The organism is Myxococcus virescens, assembly GCF_900101905.1.
Classification (GTDB): domain Bacteria; phylum Myxococcota; class Myxococcia; order Myxococcales; family Myxococcaceae; genus Myxococcus; species Myxococcus virescens.
Genome location: NZ_FNAJ01000005.1, coordinates 610,128 through 625,847, shown reverse-complemented (window position 1 = coordinate 625,847; position 15,720 = coordinate 610,128). Strand labels below are relative to the sequence as shown.

Genomic DNA, 15,720 nt, shown 5'->3' with positions numbered 1-15,720 from the left:
GTGTCCCCCTTCGAAAGCGGCCGTCGGCTCTGCCTTCTCGTTGAGGCCGGGGAAACCCGTTACGCCGTGGAAGCAACGTCTGTCATGGAAGTAGCGATGCCGGGCGCCAACGGCAGCAGCCTGCGGGGTGTGCTGGAGGTGAAGGACCTCTGCGCGCTGCTGGGCGGGCCGCCCGAGGAAGGCCCGGGCATGGTGGTGGTGCTCGACGTGAGTCCCACCCTGGCGGTGCGCGTGCGCTCCGTGGTGGAGGTGGCGGACGTGGCCCGCGCGCCGTTCTTCCTGCTGCCACCGGGACTGGCGGACTCGCTGGCGCCGCTGAGCAGGGGCTCGGTGCTGCACAAGTCGCGGCTGTACCTGGAGCTCATCGCGGAGGCGCTGCCGCACCGGGTGGGTTCGATGTCGCCGGCGGTCGCCGCCCGGCCCGTGCACTGGGCGGAGGCGGCTCCGGACCGCGCGCTCGTCTTCGAGTCGCAGGGGCGACTGTTCGGAGTCCCCCTGGGCCTGGTGTCGCAGGTCATCAGCCGGGGAGAGGCCTTCTGCGTCCTGCCCGTGCCGAGTGGACCGGTGGCCGGTATTTTTCCGCATGATCAGGTGCTGTGGCCTGTCTGCTCGGTCCCCGCGTTGCTGGGGGAAGCGCCCATCCCGGAGTCCTTCATCGTCCTCACGGAGCTGGCCGGGCGGAACGTGGGGCTGACGGCCACGCGGGTGCTCGGCGTCATGCAACGCTTCGAGCCGGACGACACCGCGGGGAGCTTCCGTGCTCCCGGGTTGAGCGAGCCTGTGGCGTTCCTGGACCTGCAACGCATGTTTTCTTGATCGTCCCAGAGGGCAACTCGTAAGCTGCCCCGCTTGTCAGACTGCCGCGAGTCAACCCTCGCGGCGGGAATCACCAACGAATTCAGGGGAGTGGATGCTCCCCGAGGCCCGAACCGATGCCCAAGAATCTGCTGGTCGCCGATGACTCGCTCACCATCCGCAAGGTGATCGGGATGATCTTCGCGACCGAGGACTTTCAGGTGACCGCGGTGGACAACGGGCTGGACGCCATCTCCCGCACCCGCGAGCTGCGTCCGGACGTCGTCCTCGCGGACGTCATGATGCCGGGCAAGAGCGGCTATGAGGTCTGCGAAGCGCTGAAGAACGACCCGGCCACCCAGGGCATCCCGGTGGTGCTGCTGGCCGGCACGTTCGAGGCGTTCGACGAGAACCGCGCTCGCGCCGCCCGCGCCGATGACCACGTCACCAAGCCCTTCGAGAGCCAGGTGCTGCTCGACAAGGTGAAGGCGCTGGTCGGCCAGAAGTCCAACACGATGCCCGCGTCGGCCGCCACGCAGGTGCGCCACGCGGCGCCTCAGCCCGCCGCAGCGCCCGCGCCTGTCGCCGCCGCTGCTCCGCCGGGGGCCCGTCCCGCGCCTCCGCCGGGGGCCCGTCCGGGTGTTCCTCCGGGGCCGGGCGTGCCGCGTCCGCCGGGGCCTGGGATGCCGCCGGGTGCGCGTCCTCCGGGACCTGGGATGCCGCCGGGTATGGCGCGTCCCCCGGGTCCGGGCATGCCGCCGCCGGGTGCGCCGGGCGCACCGCGTCCTCCGGGACCTGGGATGCCGCCGGGCATGGCGCGTCCTCCGGGGCCTGGGATGCCGCCGGGCGCCCGTCCTCCGGGACCTGGGATGCCGCCGGGCGCCCGTCCGGGTGTGCCGCCTCCGCCGGGTGGTCCCGCGCCGGGCCTTCCGCCGCGTCCGGGAATGCCTCCGGGCGCCGTGGCGCGTCCGGGTGTGCCGCCTCCGCCGGGTGGTCCCGCGCCGGGTGGCTTCGCGCGTCCGCCGGTTGGCGCGCCGCAGCCTCCTCCTGGGGCGGCGCCGCAGCCCGCCGCGCGGGGTAGGGATCCGTTCGGTCTGGGTGCGCCCGCGCCCGCCGCGGCCCAGCCGTCCATCAGCATCGAGGACTCGCTGCCCGACCAGGGTGACGCGGAGGAGATCTCGCTGGACATCGCCACCCCCGCGCCCGTCGCGGCTAGGCCGGCGAGCGCGCGTGCGCCTGCCGCGGACGGGGGCGAGGCCCTGCTGCGCGAGGCGCTTTCGAAGGCTTCCCGCGAGGTCATCGAGAAGATTGCCTGGGAGGTGGTACCGCAGCTGGCGGAGACCATCATCCGTGAGGAGCTCGAGCGGCTCATCAAGGACCGAGAGACCCAGCACTGAGGCGCCTGGCGCCGTAACCTCCTGACCTTTGCCGGCCCCGGCCTCCGGGGCCGGCCGTTTTCAATGACCGATACCACTGAACTTTCGAAGGCCTACGAGCCCACCGAGGTCGAGGCCCGGCGCTACGCGTTCTGGCTGGAGCGCAACTACTTCCGCGCCGAGGCGCCCTCCGACAAGCCGCCGTTCTCCATCGTCCTGCCGCCGCCCAACGTCACGGGCAGCCTGCACATCGGCCATGCGCTGACGGCCACCATCCAGGACATCCTCACCCGCTGGAAGCGGATGAGCGGCTTCAACGCCCTGTGGCTCCCCGGTACGGACCACGCCGGCATCGCCACGCAGATGGTGGTGGAGAAGGAGCTCAAGAAGACGGAGGGCAAGAGCCGCCACGACCTGGGCCGCGAGGCCTTCCTGGAGCGCGTCTGGGAGTGGAAGGGCAAGTTCGGCGCCCGTATCGGCGAGCAGCACCGTTACCTGGGCGCGTCCCTGGACTGGAGCCGCGAGCGCTTCACCATGGACGAGACGTCCTCCGCCGCGGTGCGCGAGGTCTTCGTCCGGCTGTACGAAGAGGGCCTGATGTACCGGGCCCAGAAGCTCATCAACTGGTGTCCTTCGTGCCACACGGCGCTCAGCGACCTGGAAGTGGAGCACCAGGAGAAGAGCGGCTCCATCTGGCACATCCGCTACCCGGTGAAGGACAGCGACCGCACGCTCACCGTGGCCACCACGCGCCCGGAGACGATGCTGGGCGACACCGCCGTGGCCGTCCACCCGGAGGACGAGCGTTACCAGGACCTGATTGGCAAGCACGTGGTGCTGCCACTCAGCGGCCGTGAGATTCCCATCATCGCGGACGCTGAACTGGTGGATCCGAAGTTCGGCACCGGCGTGGTGAAGGTCACGCCCGCGCACGACTTCAACGACTACCAGACGGGCCTGCGTCACCAGCTGCCGATGCTGTCCATTCTGGACGAATCGGCCCGGATGACGAAGGAGACCGGCAAGTACGCCGGCCTGGATCGCTTCGAGGCGCGCAAGCAGGTGTTGGCGGACCTCCAGGAGCAGGGCCTGCTGGAGAAGGAGGAGCCGCACAAGCTGTCCGTCGGCACGTGCCAGCGCAGCGCCACGGTGGTGGAGCCGCGCCTGTCGCCGCAGTGGTTCGTGAAGATTGAGCCGCTGGCGAAGCCGGCCATCGAGGCGGTGGAGCAGGGCCGCACGAAGTTCGTCCCCGAATCATGGACGAACACCTACTTCCACTGGATGCGCAACATCCACGACTGGTGCGTCAGCCGCCAGCTCTGGTGGGGCCACCAGATTCCCGCGTACTACTGCACCGCGTGCAGCCCGCGTCAGGGTGACGACACCGACCTGCCGCTGGACGCCGCGACGGTGAAGGTGGGCGGCGTGGACTTCGCGCGCGCGGAGCCGATTGTCGCGCGTGAGCAGCCCACGTCCTGCCCGAAGTGCGGCGGCGCCACGTTCATCCAGGACCCGGACGTGCTGGACACGTGGTTCTCGTCCGCGCTGTGGCCCTTCTCCACGCTGGGCTGGCCGCGCAACACGCCGGACCTCCAGACGTTCTACCCGACGTCCGTCATGGAGACGGGCCACGACATCATCTTCTTCTGGGTCGCCCGGATGATGATGATGGGCCTGCACTTCATGGGGGATGTGCCCTTCCGCACCGTGTACCTGCACGCGATGGTGCGCGACGAGAAGGGCGAGAAGATGTCCAAGACGAAGGGGAACGTCATCGACCCCTTGGACGTCATCCTCGGCGCCAGCTCGGACAAGCTTGCTCCGACGCTGAAGAACAAGTTCCCGCAGGGCATGCCGGCGTTCGGCGCGGACGCGCTGCGCTTCACGCTCGCGTCGCTCACCCAGCAGGGCCGGGACATCAAGCTGTCCATGGACCGGCTGGCTGGCTACAAGGCCTTTTGCAACAAGCTGTGGAACGCCAGCCGCTTCGCCCTGATGAACATGGGCGAGTTCACGCTGGATGAGCGTCCGCTGAAGGAGCGTCCGTTGACGCTGGCGGACCGCTGGATCCTCTCGCGGCTCCAGCGCGCCACCACCGAGGCCCGCGCCTCGCTGGAGACGTACGGCTTCGCCGAGGCGGCGTCCACGCTGTACCAGTTCCTGTGGGCCGAGTTCTGCGACTGGTACATCGAGCTGGCCAAGGGCTCGCTCTACGGCACCGATGAGCAGGCGAAGGACTCCGCGCGCGCGGTGCTGGTGTACTCGCTGGATCGCATCCTGCGGCTGCTCCACCCGTTCATGCCGTTCATCACCGAGGAGATCTGGCAGAAGCTGCCGATGTCCCGGTCGGTGGACAGCATCATGATCGCGTCGTACCCGGAGCCCGACGCGGACCTGGTGGACGAGGCCGCCGAGGCGGAGATGGCCCCGGTCATCGCCTCCATCGAGGGCCTGCGCACCATCCGCGGCGAGAGCAACCTGTCGCCCGCGACCAAGGTGAAGGCGGTGGTGCAGAGCCCGGACGCTCGCACGCGCGAGCTGCTGGAGCGCTGGCGCGCGTACCTGATGCCGCTGGCCGGCCTGTCCGACGTGGAGGTCGGCGCGCCCGGCACCAAGCCGCCGCAGGCCGCCGCCTTCGTGGGCACGAACCTGGAAATCTACGTGCCGCTGGCGGGTCTCATCGACCTGGACGCGGAACGCGACCGCCTCCGCAAGGAGATTGCGCGCACCGAGCAGGAGGCCGCTGGTGTGCTGCGCAAGCTGGAGAACCCCAACTTCGTGGCCAAGGCGCCCCCGGACGTGGTCGAGAAGGACCGCGCCCGCGTGGAGGAGTTGAAGGAGCGCAAGGCCAAGCTTCAGGACCATCTGCAGCGCATTGCCCCGGAGCCCGCCATGCCCGCCGCGCCGCCGTCCGAGAGCAGCACGCCAACCCGAAGCGTTGAGCCGGCCGAGGCCGACATCGCGACCGAAGCCGACGTCGCGACGGAGCCCAGCACGCCGCCCGGGAGCGTTGCTCCATTAGAGACGCCGCCTCCGGCCGAGGGGGGCGCCGAATACGAGACGCTCGCCGAGTCCACCGAGGAGGAGGAGCCTGCCGCTGCTCCGGCCGAGGTGAAGGCCGCGCCGGATGCGGAAGCAGAGGGGAACGTCGACCTGGCGGAGGAGTTGAAGGACGAACTCGAGGCCGTGGGCGGCGTGCCCGAAGCCGCGGACCCCCAGGTGCAGGATGCCCTGGAGAAGCTGCGCGCGGGGACGAAGGAAGGCCTGTCTCCGGCCGACCATCATGACCTCGGCGTTGCGTACATGAGCATGGGCCTCGTCGACGACGCGATGCGGGAGTTCAACACGGCGCGCGCCGGTGGTGACGCCCGTGAGGTGCCCGCCGCCGCCGAGCAGACGGTGGCCTCCACCGCGAAGGCCGTGGTGAAGGCCACCCTGGCCGCCGTGAAGAAGGCGTCGTCCATCGCGAAGGACACGGTGGTGGAGGCTGTCTCCGCTTCCGGCGAGGACGAGGCGCCTGCCGCTCCGGTGAAGGCGCGTCCCGCGAAGAAGGCCGCGGGCAAGAAGGCGCCTGCCGCCGCGAAGAAGGCGCCGGCCCAGAAGGCCGCGGGCGCGAAGGGCGCTGCCAAGAAGGCCGCTGCGAAGAAGGCTCCGGCCGCGGGCGCGAAGGGCGCTGCCAAGAAGGCCGCTGCGAAGAAGGCTCCGGCCGCGGGCGCGAAGGGCGCTGCGAAGAAGGCCACTGCGAAGAAGGCTCCGGCCAAGGTCGCCGCGAAGAAGGCTGCCACGAAGAAGTCCGCCGCGAAGAAGGCGCCTGCCAAGGGCGCGGCGAAGAAGGCCGCTGCGAAGAAGGCTCCGGCCAAGGTCGCCGCGAAGAAGGCTGCCACGAAGAAGGGGGCCGCGAAGAAGGTCGCTGCCGCCAGCAAGAAGCCGGTGAAGAAGGCGGCGGGCCGCAAGGCTCCCGCGAAGAAGGGCACCGGGGCGAAACCCAAGGCGCGGGCAAAGGCCCGGCGGTAGCAGGAGGAGACGTGCAGCAGCAGGATTACCTCGACCGGCTCATCGCGCTCGCACTCGATGAGGACCTGGGGGCGGCGGGTGACGTCACCTCGCAGGCCCTCATCCCTCCTGACTACGAGGGCAGCGCGGAACTGGTCGCCAAGGAGCAGTTGGTGCTCGCGGGACTGGACGCCTTCGTCCGTGTCTTCAAGACGGTCGACCCGAACGTCGAGGTGGAGCTGTTGCGCCGCGACGGTCAGGAGATCAAACCGAAGATGGTCGCCGCGCGGTGTTACGGCCGGATGCGCTCGCTGCTCGCGGCGGAGCGCACCGCGCTCAACATCGTGCAGCGGGCCGCGGGCATTGCGACGCTGGCGCAGCAGGCCGTCACGTCCGTGCGTGGCTCCAATCTGCGCGTCCTGGACACGCGGAAGACGCCGCCGGGGATGCGCACGGTGGCCAAGGAGGCCGTCCGCATGGGCGGTGCCTCCAACCACCGCTTCGGCCTCTTCGACGGCGTCCTCATCAAGGACAACCACATCGCCGCCGTGGGTGGTTCCATCGCGGAGGCGCTGCGCCGCGCGAAGCTCAACGGGCCTCGGCTGACGAAGGTCGAAATCGAGGTCACCAACCTCAAGCAGCTCGCGGAGGCCATCGAGCACGGCGCCGACGTGGTGATGCTCGACAACATGGACGACGCGCAGATTCGCGAGGCCGTGAAGCTGGCGGCGGGCCGCGTGCCGCTCGAGGTGTCAGGCGGCGTCACGCTGGACCGGCTGCCTCGGTTGGCGAAGCTGGGCATCGACTTCGTGTCCATGGGCGCGCTGACGCACTCCGCGCGGGCCATGGACCTGTCGCTGGAAATCACCGCCGCGGCGAAGCGGCCCGCGCGCAGCAAGCAGCCGAAGCCGGCATAGCGCGCGGACACGGAGGCGCTCCTGGCTCCAGCGCCTCCGCGTCGAAGGGCGTCCCGGCATCCCGCCTGGACGCGCGGAGCCTGTCCTTCACGGCACACGGACCGGGGCGGACGGCGCCGTCAGCGCGCGTGTCCGCCACGCAGACGCGTTCGCTCACTTGCCCGTGAGGACCTCCGCGCGGGGCTTGCCCTCCGCCGAAGCGGGCATGCCCATCTCCATCAGCGCCGACAGGGTGGGGGCGAAGTCCACGGGGTCGATCTCCTCCAGGTACAGGCCCGGCTTCACGCCCTTGCCCGCGAAGAGGATGGGCACTTGTGAATCATAGGAATGCGGCGTGCCGTGGCTGGTGCCGGTGGGGATGTAGTGGAGCATGTGGAAGGGCCGGAGCATGAAGAGCACGTCGCCGCTGCGCTCGGGGTAGTAGCTCTTGCGCATGAGCGTCAGGTAGCCCTCGGTGTCCGGCGCGGTGAACAGGTCCTCACGGGCCACGGCCGTGATGACCGACGGGTGCTTCGCCAGCCACGCCGCCGCCGCGCGCCGCACCGCCGCGTCCACCGCGCCCCCCTGGTGCGTCTTGCCGCCCAGGTACACGTCCAGTTGTTCGAGCGTGGCCGTCACGTCGCCGCCGAACTGCTGACGCAGCGCCTGCGTCAGGCTCTCCGCCAGCTCCTTCGAGCTCACCCGCTTCGCGGCGAGCCCCTTTGCGGCCCACTGCTCCGGCATCGCCGCGCCGCCGTGGTCCGCGGACAGCGCGATGACCAGGTTGCCGCGTCCTCCCGCCGCGCGCTCGGCCGCAGCGATGAGGTTGCCCATCGCCTTGTCCAGCCTCAGCAGCGTGTCCTGCATCTCCCACGAGTAGGGCCCGTACTCATGGAACACCAGATCCGTGCCGCTGAAGCTCACGGCCAGCAGATCGGGCACGTCGTCCTGGCCCAGTCCCTCGCCGGCGATGGCCGCCTTGGCCGCCTCCACCAGCAGGTCATGCGAGTCCGGTGAGAGGGCGAACGCCTGGTAGAAGGTAGGGCCCGGCGACGGCAGCCCGCCGTCCAGCGGGTGGGGGAAGGTGCGGCCCAGGCCGTAGACGTCCGCCTCGGCGAGGCCTTCGTCCTCGCCCACGTACTCCGCGGCCGGCCGCATCAGCTCCCACTTCTTGCCGAAGGACGCCTCCGGCAGCTTCCGCGCGTTCAGCGCCTTCAGCCACGCCGGGAACTCCTTCGTGTACCAGGTGCCGGTGACGAACTTCCCCTCGCCCTTGTCGAACCACCACGCCTGTCCCGCACGCCCGGCCAGGGCGATGGACGCGTGGGGCTTGATGGACAACGCCACCGCCTTGCCGCGCTCCTGCGTCGTCACGCGCAGCCGGTCCGCCAGCGTCTCCACCATGAGGTGGGCGGGGCCGGAGTCCTGGCCCGGCTTCAGCGGCACCTCCAGCACCGGGTGGGCCGCGTCCGCGAAGGCCATCACGCGCTTCATCGTCGAGCGGTCCACCCACCGGTTGTCCACGATGCCGTGCCGCCAGGGGTTGGCGCCCGTGGAGAGGGTGGCGTGGCCGGGCGCGGTGCGGCATTCGGCGTAGCCGTAGCGCGCATAAGGAAAGTACGCGCCCTGGTTGATCAGCTGGTGCAAGCCGCCCTTCAGGCGCGGACGGTTGCGTAGCAACACGTCGCTGCCGAGCGCGTCCACGCTGATGACGAGCGTCAGCCTGGGAGGTCGGGCAAAAGCGGGCAGGGTGGCCAGCGCCACGGCAAGGGAAAGTGCACGAATCATTGGGAGGAGAACCATCTCCGCCGGGATGGTGAGAAGCAACCAACAACGCGTGTCACTGCTTGGACGCCGCACATCGCGCTGTTAGGGTCGCTCGATTCATGGTCGAGGCCCGCCTTCGCGTCATCTACGGCGACACTGATCAGATGGGTGTCGTCTACTACGCGAATTACTTCCGCTATTTCGAGTTCGCGCGCAGTGAGTACTTCCGCGCCCGGGGTGGCAGCTACGCCGAGCTGGAGCGCTCGGGTGCCCTGCTACCCGTGGCCGAGGCGAGCTGTCAGTACAAGGCATCCGCGCGCTACGACGATCTGTTGGTCATCCAAACCACCGTGAGTGAGTTGCGCCGCGCGTCCATCGTGTTCACCTACGCGCTGTTTCGTGACGGTGCGCCACGCACGCTGCTCTGCACCGGCATGACCCGTCACGCCTGCGTGGGGCGGGACGGCAAGCCGACGCGGCTGCCGGACTCCCTCATCCGGCTGCTCGAAACGACCGAGCCTTCCCCGGGCTCTTCCCCTTCCACCTGAACCCTTCCGGGATACGCAAGGAGCACACACATGGATCGCAACCTGGCAATGGAGGTCGTGCGCGTCACCGAGATGGCGGCCATCGCCTCCGCACGACTGATGGGCCGCGGCAACAAGGACGAGTCGGATCAGGCGGCCGTGGACGCCATGCGCCGCGCCTTCGACGCGCTGCAGATTGATGGCACCGTCGTCATCGGCGAGGGCGAGCGCGACGAGGCGCCCATGCTCTACATCGGCGAGAAGGTGGGCAAGCGTGGCGAGGGGGCGCCCGAGGTGGACATCGCCCTGGACCCGCTGGAGGGCACCAACCTGTGCGCCTATGGCCGTCCGGGCTCCATCGCCGTGGTGGCCATGGCGGGCAAGGGCGGGCTGCTCAACGCCCCCGACACGTACATGGAGAAGATGGCCGTGGGCCCGCGCGCCCGGGGCGCCATCGACCTGCGCAAGACGCCCACCGAGAACCTCCGCTCCATCGCGGAGAAGATGAAGGTCTATGTGGAAGACCTCACGGTGGTGGTGCTGGACCGCGAGCGTCACACCGACCTCATCAAGGAGATTCGCGCGGCGGGCGCCCGCATCCGGCTCATCGAGGACGGTGACGTGGCCGGCGCCATCGCCACGTGTTTCGAGGACACGGGCGTGGAGGTGCTGATGGGCATCGGCGGCGCGCCCGAGGGCGTCATCGCCGCGGCGGCCATCCGCGCCACCGGCGGTGACATGCAGGGCCGGCTCGTTCCCCGCAACCAGGGCGAAATCGAACGCGCCAAGTCGATGGGCATCACCGACATCTCGAAGATCTACACCGCCGAGGAGCTGGCCAAGGGCGAGGTCATGTTCGCCGCCTCCGGCGTCACCACCGGCGACTTCCTCAAGGGCGTGCGCTTCTTCGGCGGCGGCTGCGAGACGCACTCCGTCGTCATGCGCAGCAAGACGGGCACCGTCCGCTTCATCCAGTCGGTGCACAAGTTCGACAAGAAGCCGGGGTACGCTTTCTAGGCCGCAGCTCCCACCCTGACTCACGTCCCCTGGAGACACCCATGCCTGGCGCCTCGCGAACCATCGTCGTCAACGCCCCCATCGAGAAGGTCTTCGACGTCATCACCCAGTACGAGCGGTACCCGGAGTTCCTTCCCGAGGTGAAGGGCATCCGGACCGAGAACCGCAAGGGCAACACGGTGGACGTCCACTACAAGGTGGATGTGGTGAAGACCATCAACTACTCCATCCACGTCACGGAGGAGCGGCCCACCCGCATGTCCTGGACCTACATCAAGGGCGAGTTCATGAAGGACAACCGGGGCAGCTGGGTCCTGGAGCCCGAGGGTGAGGGCAAGACGAAGGCCACCTACACCGTGGAGATGGCCCTGGGCGCGCTGGTGCCCAAGAGCGTCGTCTCCGCGCTGGTGGAGACCTCGTTGCCGAAGATGCTGGACGCGTTCAAGCGCCGCTTCGAGGCGCCCTGAATCACACCTCCGGGCGGCTTCTTGGCGGGCGACTCCACCATCGCCCGCCGGCCGCCAGGAGTCTTCGGAGACCCGGATGATCCGCGCGCCGCAGCAGGCGGGCGGACGAGGCCGAATCGAAGGGGCTTGCGACGCCGGCTACGAGGAGTATGCCCATGGGACGGTCTGCTTGCGGGCCGCTTCGAGGGCATTAAAATGAACACCATCCCGACGGATTTTCGGCCTCCGCGACATTTCTGCCCTGGGTGCCCTGGCCCGGGTGTCGGGTGGCAGACGAGCAACCGTGCGAGATGGCTGCAACGTACCCAGCGCGGAACCGGGGTTCTTAATTTGCATCTGATATTGGTGGAAATGGTATTGGGGCGGGATGGGCGTACATCGGGGTACGTAGGCTGAGGGAGACGGAAGACCCATGCTCGACGCCTTCATCATCGAAGAAATCAAGCGCCGTGAGCGCCGCCGTGAGGAGCATGACAGGCCGGTGGTGGAGCTTCCGCTCCCCGTGCCGGATGACCGCCCGCGTCGCCGCACGGAGACCGAAGACGACAAGCCCCAGCGGGGCGTGGTGGTCATCGACCTGCTGTCCTGACCCTGGCGAGCGGCCTGACGGCCGCGCCAGTGTGTCCCCGAGCCCGCGGTGGCGGTCCTTCCCAGGACGGCCCCGCGGGCTTCGCGCATCCAGGAGCCCTCAGGCGTTGCTCAGGGCCAGCAGGTGCCGGGGGTGATAGACATCCCACAGCGGCCCCTTGACGGTGCTCAGGGCCTCCAGGACCTGCTTCCGCCACTCCTCGGGCAGGGCCTGCTCGCCATGGAAGGCGCCCACGAGCGCGCCGGTGATGGTGGCGTGGGCCTCCGTGTCGCCGCCCCGGTGGACGACGTCCAGGAGCGCGGCCTCGGCGCTGGGGGCGTGGAGCAGCTCCCAGAAGGCCAGCCGGAAGGCGACGCGCACCGCGTGCAGGGGACGGTGGAGGTGCAGCTCTGGCCCGTACAGCATCGGGTCCTCTTGCTGGGCGATGGCCAGGTCCTCGCGCAGGAGCGACGCGGCGAAGGACACCTCCTGCACGTAGTCACTGGCGGAACGCCCGAGCGCCGCGCCGGCCAGCAGCAGGCCCGACTCCGCGGCGGGGATGAGGTCGGCGGCCTTCAGGCCCGCGCCATGGGTGACGGCATGGCCAATGGCCGCGTTGAAGGCCGCGCAGGCGAGCTGGCAGCGCGGGTCGAAGTGGGTGAGGGCGGAGTCCTCCAGCGAGGCCTGGGTGAGCGCGTGGGCGTCACCCGCCAGATACACGCCCAGCGGCGCCGCGCGGGCCAGGCTCCCCGGGTCCGCGGGCTTCCGGTACGCACGCAGCCACACGCGCCTGCCCGCGCCCAGGGGCGGGAATCCCGACGTCTGGCAGTCCTCGAAGACCTCCGTCATGGGCTCGCTGACGTCGAAGGCGTGCGGCTGCCAGGCGCGGTAACGACGCAGTGCGTCCGCGGCATCGTAACGCTTCATGGCCCGGAGGCTGTGGCTCAGGCAGGCCGCGAGCTGGACCTCTTCTGTCACCTGGCCGCGGCGCAGCTCATGCGGACCGCCGCCCATCAGCTTGATGTAGGGCCCCTCCGCCTGTTTGGGAAAGGGAACGGCCATGAAGGGCCGGTGCGCGGTGGGGACGGACAGGGCATTGCCCACGGCCATGCCGAGCAGCGCGCCGCGGCGCCGTTGAGCGAGCAATGGGTCAGGCCCCTTCAAGGCGGGGCGGCGTTGGGGCGGAGGCATTCGACGGGTGGACACTGTAGCAGCGCGGGCCGTGAGCACGCTTGCCCGACCCGGAGGGCTCTTCTAGAAACGGCAGCCTATGACCGAGATTTCTCAGATTCTGGCGCGCGAAGTGCTCGACTCCCGTGGCAACCCCACCGTGGAGGCGGAGGTCCAGCTTGCCGGAGGCGCTCGTGGCCGCGCCGCGGTGCCGTCCGGTGCGTCCACCGGTGAGCATGAGGCCATCGAGCTGCGCGACGGCGACAAGCATCGCTACCTGGGCAAGGGTGTGCAGAAGGCCGTGAAGAACGTGGTGGACGTGCTCGCGCCCGCGCTGGTGGGCATGGACGCGGCGGATCAGTTCGCGGTGGACCAGCGGATGCTGGAGCTGGACGGCACCGCCACCAAGGGCAAGCTGGGCGCCAACGCCATCCTCGCGGTGTCCATGGCGGCCGCTCGCGCCGCGGCGGACGCGCACGGGCTGCCGCTGTACCGCTACGTGGGCGGCGTGCAGGCGCGGACCCTGCCGGTGCCGCTGATGAACATCCTCAACGGCGGCGCGCACGCGGACACCCGCGTGGACGTGCAGGAGTTCATGGTGGTGCCCGCCGGTGCGTCCTCCTTCGCGGAGGGCCTGCGCTGGGGCGCCGAGGTGTTCCACGCGCTGAAGAAGATTCTCAAGGGCCGCAAGCTGGCCACGGGCGTGGGCGACGAGGGCGGCTACGCCCCGGACCTGCCGGCGAACGAAGAGGCGCTGAAGCTCATCATGGAGGCCATCGACCAGGCGGGCTTCAAGGCCGGTGAGCAGCTCTTCCTGGCCCTGGACGTGGCGGCCAGCGAGTTCTTCGACAAGGGCAGCAAGAAGTACAAGCTGAAGGGCGAGGGCAAGGAGTACGACTCGACCGGCCTGCTCGAGTACTACCGGGGCCTCTCCGAGCGCTACCCCATCATCTCCATCGAAGACGGCATGGCGGAGGATGACTGGGAGGGCTGGAAGAAGCTCACCGACGCGCTGGGTTCGCGCATGCAGTTGGTGGGTGACGACCTCTTCGTCACCAACGTGGAGCGCCTGGGCCGCGGCATCGAGACGGGCACGGCCAACTCCATCCTCGTGAAGGTGAACCAGATTGGCACCCTGACGGAGACGTTCGACGCCGTGCGCATGGCGCACCGCGCCGGGTACACGTCCGTCATGAGCCACCGCTCCGGCGAGACGGAGGACACCACCATCGCCGACCTGGCCGTGGCGCTGGACTGCGGGCAGATCAAGACGGGCTCCGCGTCCCGCTCCGACCGCGTGGCCAAGTACAACCAGTTGCTGCGCATCGAAGGCGAGCTGGGGGCCGCGGCCCGCTACGCTGGCAAGTCGGTGTTCCGCGCCTTGAACCAGAAGAAGTGAGCCCGTGAGCAACAAGCCCAAGCGCATCCTGGTTTCCAACGACGACGGCTATTTCTCAGAGGGGCTTCAGGCGCTGGTCGAGGCCGTGAGCCCCCTGGGGGAGGTGTGGGTGGTGGCTCCCGACCGGGAGCAGAGCGCCGCCTCCCACGCCATCTCCCTGCACCGGCCGCTGCGCATCAAGGAGGTGCGGGAGCGGTGGTTCGCCGTCGACGGAACCCCCGCGGACTGCGCTTATCTGGCGATCAACCATCTCCTGAAGGATGATCGCCCGGTACTCATGGTTTCCGGCATCAACCACGGCGCGAATCTGGCCGAAGACATCATGTACTCCGGCACGGTGGCCGCGGCGATGGAGGGTGCGCTCCTGGGCGTGCCCGCTATTGCCTTCAGCCTGGTGGCCCGGCGGAACTTCGACTTCGCGCCAGGGGCCCGGTTCGCCCGTTCGCTGGTGTCCAGCGCCCTGTCGCGTCCTCTCCCGCCGCGGATGCTCCTCAACGTGAACATCCCTGGGGGCGTGGAACCTGAGGGCTTCGTCGTCACCCGCCAGGGCCGTCACTCGTACGGCTACGAGGTGGTGGAGAACGAGGACCCGCGCGGCCGGAAGTACTACTGGATTGGTGGCAACGACTACCAGCACGAGGACATCCCGGGCAGCGACTGCAATGCCGTGTTCCGGGACAAGCGCGTCTCCGTCACTCCGCTGCACTTCGAGCTGACGGACCATGGCCGGCTTCCGGACCTCTCCGGGTGGCAGGTCGATGGCTTCAACCGGCATGAACCGGACGGTGCCTAGCGTTGGCGCCGTGCGTGTCCAGCCGAGCGCGTGGGGCGCTCCGGGTGTTCCTCCTGGCCGTGCTGCTGAGCGGCTGCGTGGGCACCCGGGCATCCTCCGTTGCCGGGCCGGACACCGGGTTGGACGCCGTTTCGCGTGAGGACGAGACGGCGGAAGTCACCGACGCGGCGGAGCGGACCACGCCGCTGCCGTTCAATTTGCGGGGCGTCCACGATGAACCGGAGTTGGTGGCCGTGCGCCACACCGTGGCACCGGGCGAGACGATGTACCGCATCTCCCGCACCTACGGCCTCACGGTGGAGGAGCTGGGGGCGGCCAACGGCATCAAGGCGCCGTGGGCGTTGGCGGTGGGGCAGGAGCTCACCATCCCCGGTTTCGAGCGCAGCGTGCCCGTGCGGGCCCTCGCGGAGGCGGACCCGGAGCCGGTACGGACCTCTACGTCGGCTGGGGGGCGGCGCAGCGTGCCGACCCTGGGGCGCCGTGAGGAGCCCCCGTCGCGCAGCCGGTCCCTGTCGCGTCCGGCGAGCGCCACGGGCCGGCCTCGTGTGGCCACGCAGGGGCAGCTCGACTGGCCTCTGAGAGGCGTCCTGTACGGCCGCTTCGGGAAGAAGGGGAAGGAGCCGCACGACGGCATCGACCTGGCTGCGCCCTCGGGGACGCCCGTGAAGACGGCGCAGGAAGGCACGGTGCTCTACGCGGGCGAGCAGCGTGGCTACGGCAACATCGTCATCGTCGAGCACACGAACAAGCTGATCACCCTGTACGCGCACAACCGCGACCTGCGCGTGCGCACCGGGCAGAAGGTGCGCCGCGAGCAGGTGATTGCCACCGTCGGCGAGTCGGGCCGGACGTCCGGGCCCCATCTGCACTTCGAGGTGCGCCTGGACGGCAAGCCGGTGGACCCGCTCGACTTTCTGGGGCCGATGCCCTCCTCGTAGGCGAGGCGGCGCGG

General features: G+C 69.5%; 13 protein-coding genes. 11 read left to right on the top strand and 2 right to left on the bottom strand.

Annotation, left to right across the window (positions count from 1 at the left end; genetic code table 11):
• From BLU09_RS18500 to nadC, 4 genes are all read left to right on the top strand, one after another.
• Positions 1-816 carry a chemotaxis protein CheW gene (locus BLU09_RS18500; protein WP_090490859.1) on the top strand — a complete coding sequence of 272 codons (816 nt, stop codon included), beginning with the start codon at positions 1-3 and terminating at the stop codon, positions 814-816.
• Between the two features lie 116 nt (positions 817-932).
• Positions 933-2,192 (top strand): motility regulator RomR, encoded by a 1,260-nt coding sequence (romR, locus tag BLU09_RS18495; RefSeq protein WP_090490858.1) that lies wholly within the window; start codon positions 933-935, stop codon positions 2,190-2,192.
• 63 nt (positions 2,193-2,255) lie between these two features.
• Complete coding sequence (locus tag BLU09_RS18490; protein WP_090490857.1) at positions 2,256-6,185, top strand: valine--tRNA ligase; 3,930 nt, start codon at positions 2,256-2,258, stop codon at positions 6,183-6,185.
• A gap of 11 nt (positions 6,186-6,196) precedes the next feature.
• Positions 6,197-7,081 carry a carboxylating nicotinate-nucleotide diphosphorylase gene (gene nadC / locus BLU09_RS18485; protein WP_090490856.1) on the top strand — a complete coding sequence of 295 codons (885 nt, stop codon included), beginning with the start codon at positions 6,197-6,199 and terminating at the stop codon, positions 7,079-7,081.
• A 153-nt stretch (positions 7,082-7,234) separates the two neighbouring features.
• Here the strand turns inward: nadC and BLU09_RS18480 are convergent, their stop codons facing one another.
• Complete coding sequence (locus BLU09_RS18480; RefSeq protein WP_186817636.1) at positions 7,235-8,848, bottom strand: alkaline phosphatase family protein; 1,614 nt, start codon at positions 8,846-8,848, stop codon at positions 7,235-7,237.
• Positions 8,849-8,946: 98 nt separating this feature from the next.
• Between BLU09_RS18480 and BLU09_RS18475 the strand changes: the two genes are divergently transcribed.
• The 4 genes from BLU09_RS18475 (at position 8,947) to BLU09_RS38790 (ending at position 11,427) form a co-directional block, all read left to right on the top strand.
• Positions 8,947-9,375 carry an acyl-CoA thioesterase gene (locus BLU09_RS18475; protein WP_090490854.1) on the top strand — a complete coding sequence of 143 codons (429 nt, stop codon included), beginning with the start codon at positions 8,947-8,949 and terminating at the stop codon, positions 9,373-9,375.
• A gap of 30 nt (positions 9,376-9,405) precedes the next feature.
• Positions 9,406-10,371 carry a class II fructose-bisphosphatase gene (gene glpX, locus BLU09_RS18470; RefSeq protein WP_090490853.1) on the top strand — a complete coding sequence of 322 codons (966 nt, stop codon included), beginning with the start codon at positions 9,406-9,408 and terminating at the stop codon, positions 10,369-10,371.
• 41 nt (positions 10,372-10,412) lie between these two features.
• Positions 10,413-10,838 (top strand): type II toxin-antitoxin system RatA family toxin, encoded by a 426-nt coding sequence (locus BLU09_RS18465; protein WP_090490852.1) that lies wholly within the window; start codon positions 10,413-10,415, stop codon positions 10,836-10,838.
• A 412-nt stretch (positions 10,839-11,250) separates the two neighbouring features.
• Positions 11,251-11,427 (top strand): hypothetical protein, encoded by a 177-nt coding sequence (locus BLU09_RS38790; RefSeq protein WP_002639449.1) that lies wholly within the window; start codon positions 11,251-11,253, stop codon positions 11,425-11,427.
• 99 nt (positions 11,428-11,526) lie between these two features.
• Here BLU09_RS38790 and BLU09_RS18460 read toward each other — a convergent pair whose 3' ends face one another.
• Complete coding sequence (locus BLU09_RS18460; RefSeq protein ID WP_090490851.1) at positions 11,527-12,570, bottom strand: ADP-ribosylglycohydrolase family protein; 1,044 nt, start codon at positions 12,568-12,570, stop codon at positions 11,527-11,529.
• A gap of 106 nt (positions 12,571-12,676) precedes the next feature.
• On the opposite strand from BLU09_RS18460, the gene eno reads away from it, so the two are divergent.
• From eno to BLU09_RS18445, 3 genes are read left to right on the top strand one after another with little or no spacing between them, the layout of a single operon-like run.
• Positions 12,677-13,975, top strand: a complete 1,299-nt coding sequence (gene eno / locus BLU09_RS18455) for a phosphopyruvate hydratase (protein WP_011554450.1) — start codon at positions 12,677-12,679, stop codon at positions 13,973-13,975.
• A 4-nt stretch (positions 13,976-13,979) separates the two neighbouring features.
• Positions 13,980-14,768, top strand: a complete 789-nt coding sequence (gene surE, locus BLU09_RS18450) for a 5'/3'-nucleotidase SurE (RefSeq protein ID WP_090490850.1) — start codon at positions 13,980-13,982, stop codon at positions 14,766-14,768.
• A gap of 2 nt (positions 14,769-14,770) precedes the next feature.
• Entirely contained in the window at positions 14,771-15,706 is a 936-nt protein-coding gene (locus BLU09_RS18445) for a LysM peptidoglycan-binding domain-containing M23 family metallopeptidase (RefSeq protein ID WP_090490849.1), read from the top strand.
• Positions 15,707-15,720: the final 14 nt, after the last annotated feature.